Genomic DNA, 19,876 nt, shown 5'->3' on the forward strand with positions numbered 1-19,876 from the left:
GGCTGAGAGCCCGTGTGCGGGTTGTCCGCTCGGACACCAAGAGTTGGCTCGGCAGCGGCCTCCAAGCAATCCATGCCGCAATAATTCCGCCCGACCGCCGGACCAGCCCGCAGGGCGACACAGCCCCTGCCGGCGGGGTGACCCGCCGGTTCGCAGCTCTCCAAGCAAGCAAAAGCCCCGGAGGGGCGACAGAGGTGCGCGCAAGCTGGATCGCCCTGCGGGTTAGCAAGTCCTTACGCTCAGCAACCGAAAAAACGCTTTCGCGCTCGACTAGCAGCGGGAGCCGTATAAGGTAGTCCTTCGCATACGGATCTGTGCCGCAGTCGTCCCTACCGGCCTGACCCCGGCGCAGCCTTCCCCCCACTCGCTGACGCTCGCGGCGCCGCGGGGGAGAGGGGTTGGGGGTGAGGGGGACCAGCAGAGCAGCACCACCTCCGACTTTCGCTGTGATGGGGGAATCGGAAAGGCGTACGCAAACGGTCATTCCGTTGCACCTGAGCCCCCTCACCCCCGGCCCCTCTCCCACCACTGCTTCACTCGCTGACGCTCGCGGCGCCGCGGGGGAGAGGGGAGAAAATGTTGCATTCTACCGCTCCGAGCTCTACATGAATTCCGCCGGAGTCAGCGGCCAAGCGAGTCGTTTCGCGAGGGTCAGGCCTTATGTTCGGTATTCGATAATGTACGTCTGCTTGGCCACTGTTGTGAACACCGAACACAAGGCCTGACCCCGGCGCAGCCTTCCACAAGGCCTGACCCCGGCGCAGCCTTCCACCAAACAAACGCTCCGCCAATCCGAGGACCTCCGCTTCCATGAAGTTTGATTGTCGAGGTTGTGGTCAAGTCCGCCCCTACCAACGCACGAATTGCCCTTGTCGCGGACTCCCCCGCTAGGGTAATTCGATCCGAGATATGACGGACTACTGTTGCAATCGAAGGGGCACGGTCCCGCTGCGTCTATTGGCCTTGGTGCTAGCTGTTTGCGCCTGCGCGGTGCTGTGCAGCTGCGCAAAACGCGAGCCGATCGGTAAATTTACCCACCAACCGCTGCCGGAGTTTTCCGAGAGCGGACTGGTCCGCGCGGCCGATCACTGGTGGATCGCGTTCGGGGACCCGGAGCTGAACACCCGCGTCCAGCAAGCGTTTGACAATAATTACGACCTGGCCAGCGCCCTGCAGCGCGTCGTCGCCTCCCGAGCGGTCGCTCGGCGGCAGGCTTCGGATTTCTTCGCCGACGTCAACGGCGTGGTGACACACCAAAGCATCTTCGGGCCCGAAGAGGACCGTTATCCCACCGTTATCGGGCTCGACGCCGCCTATCAGGTCGACCTCTGGGGTCGGATCGAATCGCAGGTGGCCGCCGAACGGTTTCGCGCCGCAGCCACGTACGCTGATTATCAAGCCGTCGCGCTCACGCTGTCGGCCGAGGTCGCCCGGACGTGGTTTGCCCTGATCGAAGCCCGCGCCCAACTAGAGCTGCTGGACGCTCAGATCGAGACCAACCGCACAGGCGTCGAGTCGCAGGAGGACCGTTTTGGGCTGGGGCTGGTCGGCAGTGCGGACGTGCTGCGGCAACGTCAATTGCTGCAGGCCACGCTGGAACAGTACACCGTGGTGCAGTCGCAGGTGGAAACGCTCGAGCATCAGATGAGCGTGTTATTGGGCGAGCTGCCGCAGACGGCCAGCTACGATCCCGGTACCGATCTGCCGGCGATGCCTCCCCTGCCCGCCGCGGGCGTGCCCGCGGAACTGCTCCAGCGGCGGCCGGATGTGCGGCGTGACTATCTGGCTTTCGTGGCCGCCAACCACGATCTGGCGGCTGCGGTCAGCGACCAATTCCCACGCCTGAACCTGACCGGATCGGTCGAGAATCTTTCGGATAGCCCGGAAACGTTGTTTCGCGACTGGTTTGTCTCGATCGGCGGCCAGCTGATCGCCCCGCTGTTGGACGGCGGGCAGAGACGGGCCGAGGTGGATCGGTCCGCCGCGGTCGCTCGACAGTTGTTCAATCAGTACGGCCAGACGATGCTGGTCGCATTTCAGGAAGTCGAAGACGCGCTCGCCCAGGAACGGTATCAGCGGGAGCGGCTGGAGTATCTGGAAAAACAGGTCGAGCTGGCCTATCAGTCGACCTTGCAGCTCCGCGAGCAGTACCTGATCGGCGACGAAGATTATCTGGCCGTGTTGACCGCGATCACCGGCTGGCAGCGTCTGCAGCGAGAAACTTTATCGGCGCAATTGGATCTGCGGCTGATCCGGATTTCGTTATACTTAGCCCTAGCCGGGGGAATCGATCCGCGGGCGACAGTCATCACGACGGTCGACACGGGCCCCGGCGACGCCCGCGCCGATCATCCCGCCGCCGACAACGACCCCGCCGACTCCGACCCCGCCGACAACGACCCCGCCGACAACGACCCCGCCAACAACGACCCCCAGCAACCCTTCACGGCGCCGCCCTCGCGTATTCCGGTGCCCGAGGAGCTGCCGCTGGGGCCGGCGCGTCCGGATGCGGTGGACGCCACCGGCGCGATGTCGCCGCCGGCCGTTCGGTTGATTCCGGACGATCCTACCTTCATGCAAGCCATTCCGTTGCCCGACTATGCCTCGATCGTCTCCGACCCTGACTGACGCCCAGCCTTCGTCACGCAAAGGTTTTTGGCTGCGCGTGGTGGTTTCGGTCTTGGCGTGCGGAAGCCTCCTGGCCGCCTCGGCTTATGCCGTCGTCGTGATCCAACGCACCGAGCCGGTCGCGGAAACGGAAACCGCCAAGCGCAAGTCCGCGGCGTTGGTCGAAACGGTAATCGTGCGCCGCGGCACCTATCGGCCCAGCATTGAAGTGCTGGGCACGGTCCAAGCGGCTCGCGAAGTGGATCTGGCGCCGCGCGTCAGCGGCCAAGTGGTAGCGGTATCGGATTCGCTGGTTCCCGGCGGGATGGTGCGCGCCGGCGAAGAGCTGCTGAGGATTGATCCGGCCGATTTCGAAAACGCTCTGCGGATCCGGCAGAGCGAACTGGAGCAGGCCGAGGCCTCACTGCGAATCGAAAGCGGCCGGCAGAGCTTGGCGCAGAAGGAGCTGAAGCTATTGGAAGGCACGATCAACTCGACCAACCGAGCTCTGGTGCTCCGCGAACCCCAGATCGCTTCGATTCGCGCCGAGGTCAACGCCGCCTTGGCAGCGATTGAGCGTGCCCAATTGGACCTCCAGCGGACCAAGGTGCTCGCACCGTTCGATGCCCAGGTGCTCAGCCGCGACGTGAACGTCGGCTCGCAGGTCAGCCCCGGCGATTCGCTGGCCCGCCTGGTCGGTGTCGAGGAATACTGGGTTTCGGCGGCCGTGCCGGTGCGGAGTCTGCGCTGGATCCAGTTCGCCGACACTGCCCGTGCCACATCCGGGTCTACCGACCCTGCGACGATGACCGCACGCCTGACCCTCGACGGTTCCGCACTGCGTCGAACGGCTCGAGAGGCCAGCGGCACCAATGTCGAAGGCGAGAACGCCGAAGTGCGGAGCGATAACGCGACCGGCGGCGCCACGGTTAAACTCCGCGATCCCGACGCCTGGGGGCCAGACGTCGTCCGCCGCGGCACGGTGTCGCGGATGATCGGGGCTTTGGATAATCAAACTCGCTTGGCTCGCGTCTTGGTTACCATCTCGGATCCCCTGGCCCTCCACGACGACCTGCCGCCCCTGATCCTGGGGTCGTTGATCGATGTCGAGATCCAAGGTCGGCCCGTCGATGCGGTGGTTCGACTGGATCGCCAGTACCTTCGCGACGGCGATACGGTGTGGGTGAACAAAGACGACAAGCTGGAGATCCGAGCCGTCGAGGTGCTGTATCGCGATGCCCGCTACGCGTACATCCAAAGCGGACTGGAGGACGGCGAGGAAGTCGTGATCACAACCCTGGCCACGGTTGCCGACGGCGTGGGGCTGCGGCGCGTCGAGCCCGCCGCTGAGCCCGCCGCTGAGGACGGGCCATGAGTAACACGCCGACCGTATTGGCTCAGCGCAACGAGGGCGCTATCGCTTGGATGGCGCGCAATCCGATCGCCGCCAATTTGCTGATGTGTTTGTTGCTGGGCGGCGGCATCTGGTCGGCGTTCGCGATCCAGAAAGAGGTCTTTCCACAGTTCCAGTTGGACATCGTCGAGGTCTACGTCGGCTATCCCGGAGCTTCGCCCGAGGAGGTCGAGCAGGGCATCCTGCGGCCCATCGAAAGCGCGGTTCGCGGGATCGATGGCATTCGCGAGGTGCTCAGCCAAGCTCGCGAAGGTCGCGGCGAGGTGACGATCGAATTGGTTTCCGGTGAGCAGCGGATCAAAACATTTCAGGAGATCGAGCAAGCGATCAATCGCATTCGCACGTTCCCCGAACAGATCGAACAGCCGGAGGTGCGTCTGCAGTCGCGCCAGCAGCGGGTCATCCAGGTGGCGCTGTACGGTTCGGTCGATGTGTGGGCGCTGCGCAAACTGGCCGAACAGCTGCGCGACCACTTGCAGGCGGACGAGCAGATCACGCAGGTCGAACTGCGACGGGTTCCCAATTACGTGACGCACGTCGAAATTCCCCGTCAACGCTTGCGCGAGTACGGGCTGACCCTGTCCGACGTCGCTGGCAGTATTCGCCAGTCCAGTCGCGACGTCGCGGCCGGTTCGGTGCAGACGACCGCCGGAGAGATCTTGCTGCGGGTCAAAGCGCGCAAGCAGTGGGCGGACGAATTCGCCGCGATTGAAATCGTCAGCGGCCGCCGTGGCCAACGCGTCACCCTGGGCGACATCGCGGAGATCCGCGACGGATTCGAAGACGTCGGATTCCATTCCCAGTTCAGTCAAACGCCTTCGGTCGAACTGGATATCCTCCGCGTCGGATCGCAGTCGCCGATCGACATCGCCGACGCCGTCCAGCGGAAGATGAGCGAGTTCGAAGCGGTGCTGCCACCGGGCGTCGCTTGGCGAATTGACAGCAACAACGCCGAGGAATTTCGTCGCCGGCTGGGCCTGGTCCTCAAGAACGCCGTCCTGGCCGTCATCATCGTGCTGTGCATCCTGGCTCTGTTTCTGGAGCTGCGGTTGGCCTTTTGGGTGATGATGGGAATGACCGTGTCCTTTGTGGGCGGGTTGTTGTTTCTGCCGCTGGTGGACGTCAGCGTGAACATGATTTCGTTGTTCGGCTTTCTGGTCGTGCTGGGCATCGTCGTCGACGACGCGGTCGTGGTCGGGGAAAACGTTTATGAGAAGCGGCAGGGCGAGAGCGACAACGAAGTCGCCGCCATCGAAGGGACTCGCCAGGTTGCCAGCCCGGTGACGTTCAGCATCCTGACCAACATCGTGGCCTTCGTGCCGCTGATCTTTATCCCCGGCGAGACCGGGAAATTCTGGCAGCCGCTGCCGATCGTCGTGATCGTCGTGCTGACGCTGTCCCTGGTCGAGAGCCTGTTCATCCTGCCCGCACACCTGGCGCACGCCCGCAAAGCCGAGCGGCCGGGCCGCCGCACTGGCCTGCGCCGCGTCGGTGGCTGGTTTCACCACGGCCAACAAGCTTTTAGCGGTGCGTTCAATCGGGCGGTGCAGCGATTCTACGGACCCGTCCTTCGCGCCTGCCTCCGCTACCGCTATGTGACCACCTGTGCGGCCCTAGGATTGTTTGTCGTGGTGACCGGTTATGCCAATAGCGCCCACATGGGCATGGTCCTGATGCCCGAAGTGTCGGCCGATGAAATCGAAGCCGGCGTGCGGATGCCGGTGGGAACCACCCAGGATCAAGCCGCCGAGATCGCCGATGCGGTCACCACGGCCAGTTTGCGAATGTTCGACGAACACAATCTGTACGAAGTCGCCGAAGGCATCAAAACCAACGTCCGCGGGCAGAGCTTTATCGATGTGGAAATCGTGATGAAGCCGCCGGACGAGCGCGACATGACGGCCAAGCAAGTGATCGAGCTGTGGCGCGATTCGATCGGCGACTTGCCCGGCGTCGACCAGGTGACGTTCGAAGCCGAACGCGGGCCGGGCGGTTATCGACGGGACATCCGAATCGACCTGAGCCACAGCGACATCGACGTGTTGGAGAAAGCGGCCAAAGCGTTCGTCGCACGAGCCGAACAATACGCTAACGTCCAAGATGTGAACGACAATTTTAATCGCGGCAAGAACCAGTACGATTTTCGCCTGCGTCCCGAAGGCCGGGCGCTGGGGCTGACCGACGAAGGGCTGGGCGAGCAACTGCGCGGTGCCTTCTTCGGTTCGTTGGCCCTGCGGATGCTACGCGGTACCAACGAGATCGAGGTCCGCGTCAAACTGCCGGAGAATCAACGCGAAGACATTCATCATCTGGAAGACCTGGTGGTGCGGACGCCCGACGGCGCCGAGGTGCCGCTGTTGGACGTAGCGGGTCTGGAAAAGAGCACGGCCTTTGCTTCGATCAATCGTCGCGATGGCCGCCGCGTGGTCAGCGTGGGGATGACCGTGGAACCCAAACGGGCAATCAACACGGTGTTGACGGCGCTGCGCGACGAGGAACTGCCGCGGCTGCGCAGCGACTACCCCGGCATCTCCTGGACGTTCGAGGGCAGCGATGCGGAAATGCGTCGGGCCACGGCGTCCTTGTGGGGATCGTTCGGACTGGCCCTGGCGGTGATTTATTCCCTCTTGGCGATCGCCTTCCGCGGGTACGTCCAACCGTTGATCGTTCTGGTCGCCATTCCCTTTGGCATCGTGGGCGCGATCTTTGGACACATGTTGCTAGGGTACGACCTGTCGCTGGTCAGTTTGATGGGTGTGATCGCGCTGTCGGGAGTGGTGATCAACGACTCGTTGATCATGATCGACTACGCCAACGGCCAACGCGACTCCCAGACGCCGTTTGCTGCCATCCTCAGCGCGGGCCTGCGCCGTTTTCGGCCGATCATGCTGACCACGGTTACGACGTTCGGGGGCCTGATGCCGCTGATCTTCGAAGATTCGCTGCAGGCCCAGTACATCATTCCGATGGCCATTTCGCTGGGCTTTGGAATCCTCTTCGCCACCTCGATCATTCTGGTGCTGGTCCCCTGCTTGTACCTGATCCTGGAAGACCTACGAAAGCTGCTCACCCCACGTCCCCTGCCCGACCAACCCAGTTGATCGATCCCCGTAGCTACGGGGAATTGGTTACGAAAAAAGCCATGGTTGGGCAAACCATGGCTTCTTTGCTGAAAAAGGGGGGCGATCCCGCGGCGAAGGGGCTCTCCGCCGGGTTCGCCCGACTGGCTACAGCCAGCTTATTCGACTTCGACTTCTTCCAGAGCGTCTTCGGCTTCGTCACCCTGCTCTTCGATATTGTCGGCGCGTTCTTCGCCACGATCTTCGATGGCGTCGGCGCGTTCTTCGCCGGCTTCTTCGATCGCGTCGGCGCGATCTTCCGCAGCGTCACTTTCGGCGGTTCCCAGGATGGTCCGGCCCGATTCGTCACGGATTTCTTCCGCTTGCTGCTGGGCGTTTTCGCGGACCTGTTCGGCGGTCTGCTGGGCGTTTTCTTCCAGCTGATCAGCTCGCATCTCGGCGTTTTCTTCGACGCGATCGGCTTCGGTGTCAAAGGCGCTGTCTTCACAGCCCACAGAAACCATGGCCACCAAACCGGCGAACAACAAACTATACAGACTCTTCATTGGTTTTCCTCTTGCATTCAAACAGTGTTTCTCGGTGAATCACCGGCAACATGCCGGCTCGAACACGAGCGAGAAAAGATGCAAACTCTGTGCCAGTTTCGCGTCGCCGGTGGCTGCTGAGTTTTTTTCCGTAGAAGACGCCAGCGCGGCCGCCGCCGGGCGGCTGCGCAGCCACCGCCGCATGACGCGCCAGTGCGCGGTTGACCGATTTTCGACCAAGGCTGGCCCGCGACCGGTTCGCCACCGAGTTCCCCGGCTGGTTCGGTTGAACAGAATCGTACCGATACTAGGGATTGGGCGATCCGTCGCGGTTCTTCGGACTGCCCGTCAAAGCAAACCGCGAGAATCCAGCGGAACTGCGGGTTTGTCCAGCAGGGAAATCCTAGGTTTATGGGGTAAGTACTGATGGGCGGCTTCGCGGGGCACGTGGGCGGTGTCGCGTGTGTTCCTTCCAGCCTGCTACTGAACGGTGCCGCAACCGGATCGGCGTCCCCCATGAACCTGCGTCTCAAAATCCTGCTCAGTCTGATCGGCGTCATGTGCCTGTACGTGGTCAGCGATGCAGCGATCCAGCACTGGGTGGTCTTTCCTCGTTTTCTGGAACTGGAACAGCAGGAAGCGGCTCGCAACCTACAGCGCTGCCATCAAGCCATCGAGCGGGACCTCGAGCACTTGGAGTATTTCGTGCACGACTGGGCGGTTCGCGACGACCTGCACGCCTTTGTGCACGTTCGAAACCGGTCGTTTCTTGCCGAGCACTTCAAAGATTCCACCTACATCGATGCCAAACTGAATCTGGTGGCCGTATTGGATCCGGATGACAACGTCGTTCACCAGGGGATTCGCGCCTCGGGATTCACCGCACCGATTCATCTGCCCCGCTTTCCCGAGGATCGCTGGCCGGCGACACATCCGCTGCTACAGCACGACAGGTCTTCCAAACCGCTGGCCGAACGGTCGTTGGCGGGTTTGATGATGACCGAACGCGGGCCGATGGCCGTGGTTTCTCGGCCGATCGTGCAGGACGGTCCGCGGCCGGTTGCCAACGGCACTCTGGTGATGGGACGCTTTCTGGACGAGCAAGCGATCCGAGCGGTTTCGGAGCAGACGGCGGCTCGTTTTACCGTGACTCCGCTCGCGGACATCGACCCGTCGCAGTGGCAGGCGATGCCCGCGGCGTTGCGGGAGTTTCTTCGCCAGGGCGGCTCGCGCCACCCGCTGGCTTTCCGGGCTCTGGACCGGAGCCAACTGATCGCCCTGTCCGGGTTGTTGGACATCGATGGCAACCCCATTGTGCTGACCTCCGCGGCGATCGACCGCAATGTCACCAAGCACGGGCGCGCGGCCATGCGTTTCGCCCTCGGTTCGCTGCTGCTCAGTTCGTTCGTCGTGCTGACGATTCTGCTGCTGTTGCTGCAGCGGATCGTGATCACACCGCTGATCCAGTTGTCCGAACACGCCGGAGCGATCGGTCAGACCGGCGACTTGAGTGTGCGGGCCAATATGCAACGGAAAGACGAATTTGGCGACTTGGCGCGGCACTTCGATGCCATGGTGGTCAACCTGGCCGATTCGCAAAACCGGCTGATCGAGTTGTCTCGCAAGGCCGGGATGAGCGATATGGCGGCCGGCGTGCTGCACAACGTCGGCAACGTGATCACCAACGTCAACGTCCTCTCCTCGGCCATGTCCACCCAGTTGGGTGAATCCAAGCTGGCGGGGATGAAGAAATCCGCCGAGATGCTTCGCCAGCACGCCAGCGAACTGGACCGCTTTCTGAGCTCCGATCCGCGCGGCCGGCAGTTGCCGCGGTACATCTGTCAGGTCACCGACCACCTCCAGCACGAACAGGACGAGATGCGGAACCATCTAGCGGCGCTGGACAAAAACCTCCAGCACGTCAGCGAGATCCTCGAAGCCCAGCAGAAACTGGCCACCGGCACGGTGGTGCTGCAGTCGGTGGCCGTGGACGACCTGCTGGACGAGGCAATCGCCATCCTCGAGGCTTCGCTGCAGCGTTGCCGCGTTCGCATTCTAAAGGACTACCACGCGGCGCCGCCGCTGCGAATCGATCGCGGCAAAATCATCCAGGTGATGGTCAACCTGTTGGCCAATGCCCGGGACGCCGTCAGCGATTTGCCCGAACCGCGGCGCGAAATCCGGATCACGGTGTCGCTGTCCGGCGAAGACCACGTGGCGATCGCCTTTGCCGATTCCGGTTGTGGGATCGACAACGAACATTTTGAAAAAATCTTTGCCGGCGGCTTTACGACGAAGTCCAGCGGCCACGGCCAAGGGCTGCACTACTGTGCCCTCGCCGTAACCGAATTGAAAGGGACGCTGAGTGTGCACAGCGATGGCCCCGATTGCGGTGCGACGTTCAGCCTCGTCCTGCCCTTTAACCATATCCCGGAGCTCGTCTCGCAATGAGTGTATTGAGTGTTGAAAACCCAGGGCGATTGCTGTTGGTGGACGATCAGGAATCGATCCACGACGCCTATCGCACGGTGTTCTCCAAAGCCGAGCGGAATCTGGATCTGGAGGCATTGGAGTCCAGCCTGTTCGGCAATGACGTCTCCGCCGCCGCCGCTCACTCCCACCAGATTGATTTCCAGCTGCACTTCGCCAACCAGGGGCTGCAGGCGGTCGAGATGGCCGCTGCCGCCAAGGCCGAGGGCCAGCCCTTCGAAGTCGCCTTTGTGGACATGCGGATGCCGCCCGGGATCGATGGCCTGGAAACGATGCAGCGGTTGTGGCAGGTAGACCCCTGGTTGCAGATCGTGATCTGCACGGCGTTCTCCGATTACGCCTGGTCCGAGGTCATCCAACGCGTCGGCCAGCGCGACAACCTGTTGCTGCTGAAGAAACCCTTCGCCAATGAGGAAGCCCAGCAGTTGGCGATGGCGATGACCAAGAAACGCCGTTCGCTGCTGGACAACTGTGTGCAGGTGGAAAAGCTCCGCGAGACGAACCAGCGTCTGCAGGTCGAGATCGGCATTCGAAAATCCGCCGAAGATCGGCTCCAGCACGCCGCCACACACGACAATCTGACCGGTTTGCCCAATCGTCACTACCTGAAGAACGTGCTCGCCGGCCGGTTCGAACGCCAGGACGCCGCGGCCACCGGCGATGACGCCCTGCTGTTTTTGGACGTCGATAATTTTAAATTGATCAACGACAGTTTGGGCCATGCGGTTGGCGATGAACTGCTGAGCGAGATCGCTCGCCGTTTGCAGCGGGCTTTGGCCGCCTACTGCCGCAGCGTCGGCGGTCGTCCCGCCGCGGTGGGCGCGGATCAACCGCACGATTTGGTGGCGCGTCTGGGCGGTGATGAATTCGTGGCGTTCCTGGTCGATATCGACAGCCAGGACGTGGCCCGGCGGTTCGCCGAACGGATCCGCGACGAATTGTGCGAGCCCTACCATCTGAGCGCGCACGAGTTGAACATCGGCTGCAGCTTGGGGATCGCCTACACCGGTCCCGGCGTTCGGGCCGCCGACGACCTGATGCGCAACGCCGACCTGGCGATGTACCGCGCCAAGTTCACCGGCAAACGGCGACTGGCCGTGTTCGACGACGCCATGCACGCGGCCGTGCTGAAGCGGTTGGAGCTGGAGGCCGCGCTGCGAAACGCCGTCAACAACAACGAACTACGGATGGAATTCCAACCGATCTTCGAAGTCCCCTCGCAGCGGATCGTGGGGCTGGAATCGCTGGTCCGCTGGCAACAGCCCGACTGCCATCTGACTCAGCCGGCCGATTTTATTCCGATCGCCGAGGAGACCGGGTTGATCGTCCCGATCGGGCGCTGGGTTTTGGAAGAAGCCTGCCGGGCGGTTCGCCAGCTGAACGCCAAGCACACCGGCAGTACGCCGATCAGTATCAGTGTGAATGTTTCCAAACGACAGATCACCGAACCCGACTTCGTCGACCAACTGCAGGACGTCCTCAAGCAATTCGATGTGGACGGGCGACAATTAAATCTGGAGATCACCGAGTCGCTGATCATGGACAGTCCCGAAGGGATCGTCGATCGGCTGCATCAAATTCGCAATCTCGGCGTGCGGCTGTACATGGATGACTTCGGCACCGGGCACTCCTCGCTCAGCTGCCTGCATCGCTTTCCCATCGACGTCCTCAAGATCGACCGCTCGTTCGTCTCCACGCTGGAAACCAACGACGACTACGAATCGATCATTCACGCCATCATTACGCTGGCTCACAATCTCGATACCACGGTGATCGCCGAAGGGATCGAGACCGAACAACAACTCACCCGGCTGCGAGACCTGGACTGCGATTTCGGGCAGGGATATTTATTCTCCCAGCCCAAACCGCTGGAGGAGATCGTGGAGATCGTCAACCAACAGGAACGGTATCACCAGTGCGCCCTGCCGAACCCCCGCGCCCTCTAGATCGTTCAGCCCACGTTCCACATTTCCTGGAACCATTTGACGCGCGCCGCTCGGGTCGCGTTGTGATTGACGCTGGGGTCGAAGTTCTCGTTGCGAAGAAACGACAATAACGCATTGCCGGGCACCTCGGCGTGCTGGGCCACGACGTCGACGAACTCGCTGTCCGGCTTCCAGTTGTACAACAGGTTCTTGTCACGCTCGAACCAGTTGTCCAGGTACTCGGCATTGGCCGTGCTGGTGACCACGAAGTCACACTGTTTCTTGCACAGGAACAACAGCAGTTTCGAAGCGAGTTCGCGGACGGCCGGCGTGTCGCCGTCGCGAGATGCCGAAGCTACGTTCCACAGGCTGACAAAGCCGTCAGCATCAAGCTCGTCGGCGGGAATGGTTATCGGTTGGGGGGCTTGATCCGATGGAACGGTCGACATTGATGATCCTTGTATCGAGAACGCGCTGGCGTGGAATCGAATCGATTCGACTTCCACGTATCTGGCAAAGATGAGCCGGGCAATTATTTAACCCGGCTTCGCGCGTTTCGGCTAGCCCGTCTCCGGCCGAGTCGGTCTGAGCGTCGCTTTTGGCTTCCGCAGACGCCTCTCTCGGCTGGGGACAGCCGAGCTACTTTGCGGCTTTTTCGGCTGGGGACAGCCGAGCTACTTTGCGGGCAGCAGTTCCAGGACGGCCAGGATGGGCCGGTGATCCGACGCGACGGCTTCGTCCAGGACGCGGACCTCGACGACTTTCCAGCGGTCCGCCGGATGGTACAGCACAAAGTCGATCTGCCGCTGGGGCTGGGCGACCGGAATCGTCGGCAACGGCTGGTCGTTGCTGCGCGTCCAGACCGCAGCCAAGCGATCGAGCGTCGGACTGCCGATGACATCGTTCAGGTCGCCGGCCAACAAGGCCGGAGCGTCGCCGGAGTGTCCTAGATGACGGTTGATGGCCTGCACCGAAGCCAATCTTCCGGTGTCGTCGCGGCGATGATCGAAGTGCGTGGCGAACAAGGTGATGGTCGGCCCCCCTTCGCGAGCCTTCAAACGGGCCACCAGGACGCCTCGTTGTTCACCCCGATTGTGATTGGGCAACAGGTGGTTGTCGGCACGCTCGATGGGCAGACGGCTGAGAATGGCGTTGCCGTAGTGGCCGCCCTGTAGCGGAATGTTGGCCCCAAACGCCACGTGCATCTCGGTTTGCCGAGCCAGTTCGGCCGGTTGGTCGACGCTTTCGCTGCGCTGCACATTCTGATCCACCTCCTGCAGCGCCACGATGTCGGGCTCCACCGATCGGATCACGGCGGCAATCCGCTGGAGGTCCAGTTTGCCGTCGACCCCTTCGCCGTGATGAATGTTGTAGCTGAGCACGCGCAGGCGTATCGGCTCTTCGCTCTGGCCGGGCCCGGCAAAGCACAGCAGGCCGAGCATCGCGAGGGCCACGGGACGGGCCAAGCGGGCCACGGGACGGAGGAAACGGTTTTCGGAGAAAGACAACTGCATTTCAGGATGACTTTGCGAAGAGGTAGGGGAGGGACAGCGTTTGTTTTCGACCGGGATCTATTCTACTTCTACGTCGAAACGCGTTCTACGTCGAAGCATGGCTGCTGTGACCTCTGCCACTTACTGATCCCAGCAGATTACGTTAAAACGAAAGCAACATTTTCTCATCATCGGGCGTGCTGGCGTCGCCTCTTTTCGTCCGGGTCCTGCAACGAATTCAACGATCATGATTACGACGGCAAGGGGACTGCTGAGTTTGCCGCTGGCTCTGTTGGCCGGCTTGTCCACCGCTGCGGATGTGTCGCGTCACTACAGCCACAGCGACGCCCGCTACGTGCACCACATCGATCTGTACGACATCGACAATCGCAAGATCACCGCGGAGTCGACGCGTCCGTATTCGCCGCTGAACACCTGCGGTCGCTGTCACGACTACGAAACCATCGCCCACGGGTGGCACTTCAATGCCTTCCTGCCCGAGTCGGAGGCCGGTCGCCGTGGCGAGCCGTGGATCTGGACCGATCCCCGCACCGCCACCCAGCTGCCGCTCTCCTACCGGCCCTGGGACCACACCTACGACCCCCAGCAAGTCGGGCTGTCCCGCTGGCAGATGGCCCATCACTTCGGCGGCCGCGTGCCGGGCATCACCCTGCCCGCTGCCGAACAGGCCGAGGCCGAGGACGAACAGGCCGAGGACGGGCAGCAGGCCGAGCAGGAGGATTCCGCCGGCGACGCCGAAACCGAACCGCCGGTCGATCGCTGGAAGTTCAGCGGCGATTTGCAGGTCGACTGCATGATCTGCCATGCCGTCTCGGGCGCCTACGACTTTAACCAGCGGCGCGAGCAGATCGAGGACGAGAATTTTGCGTGGGCGCCGACCGCGGGGCTGCGACTAGGCAGCATCGATGGTTCGGTTTCGCGGATCAAGGACGACGCGGATCCGGAAGACGAGAGCGTGCAGGAGAAGATGCCGACCGTCCAGTACGATGCTCGGCGTTTTGGTCCCGATGGGACCGTGTTCATGGACCTGGTCCGCAAACCCTCCAACAACGCTTGCTACCAGTGTCACAGCACGCGGACGGTGGGCGATGATGGCATCGAACAGCGTTGGATTCACGACCAGGACGTGCACCTGCGGGCCGGGATGCAGTGTGTCGATTGCCATCGCAACGGCATCGATCACCACATCGTTCGCGGCTTCGAGGGAGAGGAGAACCCCAGCGGTCAAGCCGTCTCGACGCTGTCCTGTCAGGGCTGTCACCTGGGCGACGAGCCGGCCGATGCCGATGAACTGGTGGCCTTCGACGTCCGTGCCGGACGCATGGGCGCTCCGCTGCCCCTGCATCGCGGCTTGCCCCCGATTCACTTCGAGAAACTCTCCTGCACCGCGTGCCACGGCGGCCCCGCCCCCCGCGGCGAAGCGCTCCGCGTGATGACGTCCTTGGCCCACGGCCTGGGGGCGGCCGAACATCGCAGCGGCAAGGAACTGCCCGCGATCCTGGCGCCGATCTACACCAAACTGGACGACGGCAAAATCCATCCGCACAAGGGCATGTGGCCGGCCTTCTGGGGACACGTCCAGGATGGCCGCGTCCAGCCGCTGAACCCCGAAACCGTCCATTCCTTGACGCGCCGCTCGCTGCGGGTTCGCAAAGATTTTGTTCAGGAAATCCTCCAGCCCAAACCCAAAAGCAGCAAGCTGAAGGAGTTGCTGGGCGAAGAACGTGCCAAGCTGGACGAGCAGGAGTGGACCGAGGAGGAAGCCGCCAAGGTTGCCGCCCACGTCGAAACCGAAGGCCTGGCGGAGTTCGAAGAGAAGGTCGCCGGCGCCCTGGAAACGCTGGAAGAGGAACTCGATCTCGAGCAAGCGGTGTACGTCGCGTCGGGGATCATCTATGCCCGCAGCGAGGACGAGGAGGACGCGCTGCAGCAATTATCGCTGGAGGATCCTCAGGCGACCGAAGTGGCGACCTGGCCGATGGCCCACAATGTCCGGCCAGCGGGCTGGTCGCTCGGGGCCAAAGGGTGCGTCGAATGCCATCGCGACGATGGCCTGGTGTTCGCTTCGACCATCACCGCCGACGGACCGCTGCGGGGCGACGACCAACCGATCGCGATGGCGGATCTGCAGGGGATCGACGCCGATCAACGGCTGGCCTGGAATCAATTGTTCGGCGGTCGCAGCTCGTTTAAATACGTCGTCGGCGGGTCGTTGGGGATCCTGCTGGCAATCCTCTTGATCGGACTCGGGGCCCTGGCCGCCGGCCGTTCGTCTCATCCCTCGACCAGCCAGACCGCCTAGGAGTCGTCATTCATGTTTCGCATCCTGAACGCCCTGCTCTTGATCGCTCTGGTTTTGATCGTCGCGGTGTTGGCCATCACGGCCGTGCCGGCGCTGGGAGATGGCCATCTGGGAGGCCAGATGTTGATGGCGCACATGGCCGTCAGCGGTGCTCTGGTGCTGCTGCTGCCGGTGTTCGCCGTGTGGTCGCTGGTCCGATATCTGGATCCGGGTCGCAGCACCCGGCTGGCACGCTGGGGATTCTGGACCGTGGTGCTGACCGGCGTCGCAACGATCGGCACCGTCTTTGTGTGCATGTTGCCGGTGCTGGGTACCGATGCGATGCACGCCATGATCCACTGGCACGGTTTAGCCGGCTGGACGATGCTGCCCGCCACCGCCCTGCTGGTGCTGGGCAGTTTCAAAAAACGCGGTGCGGCCCGCTCCTAGTGCCGCCGGTTACATCGTGCCGCCGTGGGTGCGGATCGGCGACATGTGGCTGGGTTGATCCAGATGCCAGATGCGTTCCCATTCTTCGACCAACATCCGCATGTCTTCCGAGGTGTACAGCAACTGCTGGACGCGGCGTTCGGGGCGAGCGGAATAGATAGGCAAAAAGCATCCGGTGGTCGACGTTAGGCAGACGGCCAGCAAGCAGATGTTTAACAATCGACGCATCGGTGTTCCTCCGTGAACGGTCAACGGTCTACGGCTATTTCTGTTCGGGGGGATCAGGGTCACGGCGGCCGGCGGCCGGCGCACCCGAAGGATTGGACGGATTCATGGCGGGCTCGGCCGCTGCGGCGGCCTCTTGCGAGGCACCCAGCTCGCGGATTCGAGCTTCCATTTCTTTCCCGGGTTTGAACGTCACGACATATTTGGCGGGAACTTCGACCTGTCGGCCCGTCCGCGGGTTCCTGGCTTTGCGAGCCGCCCGCTGTTTGACCTCGAAGACACCAAAATTTCGTAATTCGATTCGCCGTTCCCGGACCAACGCATCGACGATTCCGTCGAAGGTCTTCTGGACGATGACCTTCGTCTGTTGTTGGGTCAGCCCAACCTCTTCGGAAATCGTACGTACGATATCTTTCTTTGTCACAACCTGTGCTCCGTGACGCCGTAGTTGCGTTGTAAACCCTTTACTACCAGCAACTTAGTTGCTTCGAAGTCTAGGTCCACGCAATCCGAGCGTCAAGGACGTCGCCCAGAACCTCCTGCGAGGCGTCCGAGCGAACTTCAGGCCCGACAAAACTACTATCGTCGCTACAAGCGTTAAACTTGACCGATTAAAACCCGGCCTGTCGATTTATTCGAAAACGCATTGCCTAGGTGAGCCGTTTGGGCGATAGCCCCGGTTTTGCGATAACGGAACCGAGGCTAACGCTCTGGCGGCTTCATAAATCGACAGGCCGAACCGCCACCGGAACGTTTTTTTTCAGCCAGAGTAGCTCGGCTGTCCCAGCCGAGACGCAGCAAAAAAAGTAGCTCGGCTGTCCCAGCCGAGACGCAGCAAAAAAAGTAGCTCGGCTGTCCCAGCCGAAGAACACTCTCTGTTCACGGCTGGGACAGCCGTGCTACTTAGGGACAGCCGTGCTACTCATTCGGCCTCGGCCAACGCATCGAGAGCGATCTGTAAGGCTGCTTTGGCGGCGTCGCGTTGACGTTCGCCGCGCGAGGCGGCGGCCAGTTGCAGCCGCTCGACCGTGACCGCGGCCGGCGAGGTCGCGGGGCGAAAACACCAGCCGACAAACGCGATGCCGTCCAGCGGGGTGGGGGCTCCGGGACCCAGATGCCCGGTGATCGAAACGGCCAGGTCGGCTTCGGGCGTCTTTTCGAGAACCCCCCAGGCCATCTGCTGGGCCACTTGGGCGCTGACGGCCGTGAACTGGGCCAGGGTCTGTTCCGAAACACCCAGCCAGGTTTGTTTGGTGGCCTCGCGGTAGGTTACGGCCGATCCACACAGCCACCGCGAGATGCCGGGGACGGCCGCGAGCGTCGCGGCGATCAGTCCGGCGGTACAGCTTTCGGCAAACACGATCCGACATCGTCGCTCGGCCAGACGCTGGGCCAGCCGCTGGGCGAGCGATGTCGCATCCGCGCCGCTCATCGCGCCCTCGTCGGAGCTCGCCAAGGCAGATTCTGGTCCTGGGTCCGGGCGGTGTTGTCAGCGATCGGACGCGATACCGTGTTCGAGGAGGCCGGAGCGACGCCCGAACCGACGGCGCCCCAGTTGTCGGTGGGGACGGTGGCCTGCCCCGCACCGGTCGTGGTGGAGTGCGTCGAGGTGCCGGCCGTCGTAGGACCGGTCGACAGGTGACTGGACGTCATGTGGCTGGGCGTGATCGGGCTGGGCGTGATCGGGCGGGGGTAGATCGTCCGCGGTGCCTGCTGCGGTTGTTGGAAATGAAGGTGTGGCGCTTGTCCGGCAGGCGTCAAATCATTGACCTGCATTCCGCGTAACTGGGGCGCCACGGCCGGGGCGGACGCGACGCTGGCGTGGGCCGTGTCGCCGTACGACGCCTGCTGAAGCGCAGCCGCCGGAGATAGGCCCGCCGGAGGAAAGCCCGCCGGCGACAGGCCCGCCGGGGATGGGGCCGAGCCCCCGGTTGCGGCGAATGCCGCGGGGACAACCGCACCAGCCGGGGGCGCCGGGAACTGGGTGGAGGGCTGGGCGGGCGTCTGGGTGGTGCCGCGCGTCGCGAACGAACCGGCCGGCGGCACATTGGTCGCCGCGGTGAATTGCGGGGTGGCGGCCGAACCGATTTGTGCCACCAGGTCGCTGGCCGGCAGGCCCACGGCGGCTTGACCGACGGCCGTCGCCGGTTGATAGGGGGCGGGTGTGTAACCGTTGGCTCCGACGCTGCCGGTCGGCGGGGCGGGCACGCGCGTGGACCCGACCATGGGATTGCTGGGCAGGGCCATCTGGCCGTTGGGTTGTTGGCAGCCGCTCGCGCCGCCCAGCACGGTCCCGGCGACCAGCAGGCCGCCCCAGATCCTGGCTCCACTCCGCTTCAAAACCCTGCTCTGCCCTGGATTCAACTGGTTCACTTTGTTGTTGGACAAAGCTCGCAACCAAGAAAGGGGGCGGCGAGTTGCAAGGGAGTGGTTCATTGGGCCGTCCGGCTGGTTTTTTGTGGGGCTGGGGCGGAATGTGTTCCGACAACACCTTGATGCTTTGAGGATCACTCTTAGCATTATCGACTGGACCTCGAAAGATCAGTCTCACCCAGCGCTCCTCCTCCAAACCTTCAGGCCCCTGTATGCGACCCGCCGACCAGCTACGCGACGTGGAGATTCAACGCCCCTTTCTGGGACAAGCCCCGGGCAGCGTGCTGTACCGCAGCGGCCAAACCGCCGTGCTGTGCACGGCGTCGATCACCGACCGCGTGCCGCCCTGGATGGAAGGCCAAGGCAAGGGCTGGGTGACGGCCGAATATGCGATGCTGCCCCACAGCACGAACAGCCGCAAATCGCGCGATCGCGGGGGCAAGGTCGACGGCCGAACGACCGAGATCCAGCGGCTGATCGGTCGCTCGCTGCGTGCCGTGGTCGACCTGGTGGCCCTGGGCGAACGCATGGTCACCGTCGACTGCGACGTCCTGCACGCCGATGGCGGGACACGCACCGCGGCTATCACCGGCGGCTACATCGCGATGGTCGACGCGATCCGCTCGGAGCTGCCCGATTGCTCGATCGGCACGGCCCCGCTGGTCGATAGCGTGGCCGCGGTCAGCGTGGGCGTGGTCGAGGACCAAGTGGTGCTGGACCTGGATTACCAATTGGATTTCGCCGCCGCCGTCGACATGAACGTGGTGATGACCGGCAGCGGCCGGTTCGTGGAGCTTCAGGGCACCGGTGAAGAAGCCACCTTTGATGACGCCCAGCTGAGCCAAATGCTGCAGCTGGCGCGACGCGGCATCGAACAACTCTCCGCCCGCCAACGCGAACTGCTCGGAACCATGGTCTAAACAGTGGAATCGGCTTCCAGCCTGTGAAGATGATGGTTGCTTGGATCGAAGCGGCGGTCCAAAGTCTGGCGAC

The 19,876-nt window shown here is 62.9% G+C and carries 15 protein-coding genes; 8 read left to right on the top strand and 7 right to left on the bottom strand.

The genetic code is table 11. The features are described 5' to 3' along the window. Nucleotides 1–909: 909 nt before the first annotated feature. The 3 genes from GE027_RS11545 to GE027_RS11555 are packed head-to-tail and all read left to right on the top strand — an operon-like array spanning nt 910 to nt 7,122. Nucleotides 910–2,628 carry a TolC family protein gene (locus tag GE027_RS11545; RefSeq protein ID WP_202617394.1) on the top strand — a complete coding sequence of 573 codons (1,719 nt, stop codon included), beginning with the start codon at nt 910–912 and terminating at the stop codon, nt 2,626–2,628. Next, a complete protein-coding gene (locus GE027_RS11550; protein WP_153557353.1) occupies nt 2,600–3,982 on the top strand; it encodes an efflux RND transporter periplasmic adaptor subunit in 1,383 nt (460 codons plus the stop codon). Before GE027_RS11545 ends, GE027_RS11550 begins: the two co-directional genes overlap by 29 nt. Beyond that, on the top strand, nt 3,979–7,122 hold the full coding sequence (locus tag GE027_RS11555; protein ID WP_153557354.1) for an efflux RND transporter permease subunit: 3,144 nt from the start codon (nt 3,979–3,981) through the stop codon (nt 7,120–7,122). The genes GE027_RS11550 and GE027_RS11555 overlap by 4 nt, the downstream gene beginning before the upstream one ends. Before the next feature lie 137 nt (nt 7,123–7,259). On the opposite strand, the gene GE027_RS11560 is transcribed toward GE027_RS11555, so the two are convergent. After that, nucleotides 7,260–7,646, bottom strand: a complete 387-nt coding sequence (locus GE027_RS11560; protein WP_153557355.1) for a hypothetical protein — start codon at nt 7,644–7,646, stop codon at nt 7,260–7,262. A 495-nt stretch (nt 7,647–8,141) separates the two neighbouring features. Between GE027_RS11560 and GE027_RS11565 the strand changes: the two genes are divergently transcribed. Together GE027_RS11565 and GE027_RS11570 are read left to right on the top strand one after the other, a co-directional pair. Then, complete coding sequence (locus GE027_RS11565) at nt 8,142–10,076, top strand: CHASE4 domain-containing protein (protein WP_162006693.1); 1,935 nt, start codon at nt 8,142–8,144, stop codon at nt 10,074–10,076. Continuing rightward, on the top strand, nt 10,073–12,061 hold the full coding sequence (locus GE027_RS11570) for a GGDEF/EAL domain-containing response regulator (RefSeq protein WP_153557357.1): 1,989 nt from the start codon (nt 10,073–10,075) through the stop codon (nt 12,059–12,061). Before GE027_RS11565 ends, GE027_RS11570 begins: the two co-directional genes overlap by 4 nt. A 5-nt stretch (nt 12,062–12,066) precedes the next feature. Here the strand turns inward: GE027_RS11570 and GE027_RS11575 are convergent, their stop codons facing one another. Continuing rightward, the gene (locus GE027_RS11575; RefSeq protein WP_153557358.1) at nt 12,067–12,489 is read right to left on the bottom strand and encodes a hypothetical protein; all 423 of its coding nucleotides are present in this window, start codon (nt 12,487–12,489) and stop codon (nt 12,067–12,069) included. Between the two features lie 225 nt (nt 12,490–12,714). Further along, nucleotides 12,715–13,554 (bottom strand): endonuclease/exonuclease/phosphatase family protein, encoded by an 840-nt coding sequence (locus GE027_RS11580; protein WP_237607469.1) that lies wholly within the window; start codon nt 13,552–13,554, stop codon nt 12,715–12,717. A gap of 226 nt (nt 13,555–13,780) precedes the next feature. On the opposite strand from GE027_RS11580, the gene GE027_RS11585 reads away from it, so the two are divergent. Both GE027_RS11585 and GE027_RS11590 read left to right on the top strand, forming a co-directional pair. Next, nucleotides 13,781–15,856: a cytochrome c3 family protein gene (locus GE027_RS11585; RefSeq protein ID WP_153557359.1), complete on the top strand. Its 2,076-nt coding sequence runs from the start codon at nt 13,781–13,783 to the stop codon at nt 15,854–15,856. Nucleotides 15,857–15,868: 12 nt separating this feature from the next. Continuing rightward, complete coding sequence (locus tag GE027_RS11590) at nt 15,869–16,285, top strand: hypothetical protein (RefSeq protein WP_153557360.1); 417 nt, start codon at nt 15,869–15,871, stop codon at nt 16,283–16,285. Between the two features lie 9 nt (nt 16,286–16,294). Here GE027_RS11590 and GE027_RS11595 read toward each other — a convergent pair whose 3' ends face one another. The 4 genes from GE027_RS11595 to GE027_RS11610 form a co-directional block, all read right to left on the bottom strand. Continuing rightward, nucleotides 16,295–16,513, bottom strand: coding sequence for a hypothetical protein (locus GE027_RS11595; RefSeq protein ID WP_068131568.1), 219 nt, complete (start codon nt 16,511–16,513; stop codon nt 16,295–16,297). Nucleotides 16,514–16,547: 34 nt separating this feature from the next. After that, complete coding sequence (locus GE027_RS11600) at nt 16,548–16,934, bottom strand: HU family DNA-binding protein (protein WP_153557361.1); 387 nt, start codon at nt 16,932–16,934, stop codon at nt 16,548–16,550. A gap of 498 nt (nt 16,935–17,432) precedes the next feature. Then, nucleotides 17,433–17,942, bottom strand: coding sequence for a CinA family protein (locus tag GE027_RS11605; RefSeq protein ID WP_162006694.1), 510 nt, complete (start codon nt 17,940–17,942; stop codon nt 17,433–17,435). Beyond that, nucleotides 17,939–18,850, bottom strand: a complete 912-nt coding sequence (locus GE027_RS11610) for a hypothetical protein (protein WP_153557363.1) — start codon at nt 18,848–18,850, stop codon at nt 17,939–17,941. The genes GE027_RS11605 and GE027_RS11610 overlap by 4 nt, the downstream gene beginning before the upstream one ends. A 245-nt stretch (nt 18,851–19,095) precedes the next feature. Here GE027_RS11610 and rph point away from each other — a divergent pair, with 245 nt between their 5' ends. Then, the gene (gene rph, locus GE027_RS11615) at nt 19,096–19,803 is read left to right on the top strand and encodes a ribonuclease PH (RefSeq protein ID WP_153557364.1); all 708 of its coding nucleotides are present in this window, start codon (nt 19,096–19,098) and stop codon (nt 19,801–19,803) included. The last annotated feature ends 73 nt before the right edge of the window (nt 19,804–19,876 follow it).

The sequence above is a fragment of the Roseimaritima sediminicola genome, from assembly GCF_009618275.1.
Taxonomy (GTDB): Bacteria; Planctomycetota; Planctomycetia; order Pirellulales; family Pirellulaceae; genus Roseimaritima; species Roseimaritima sediminicola.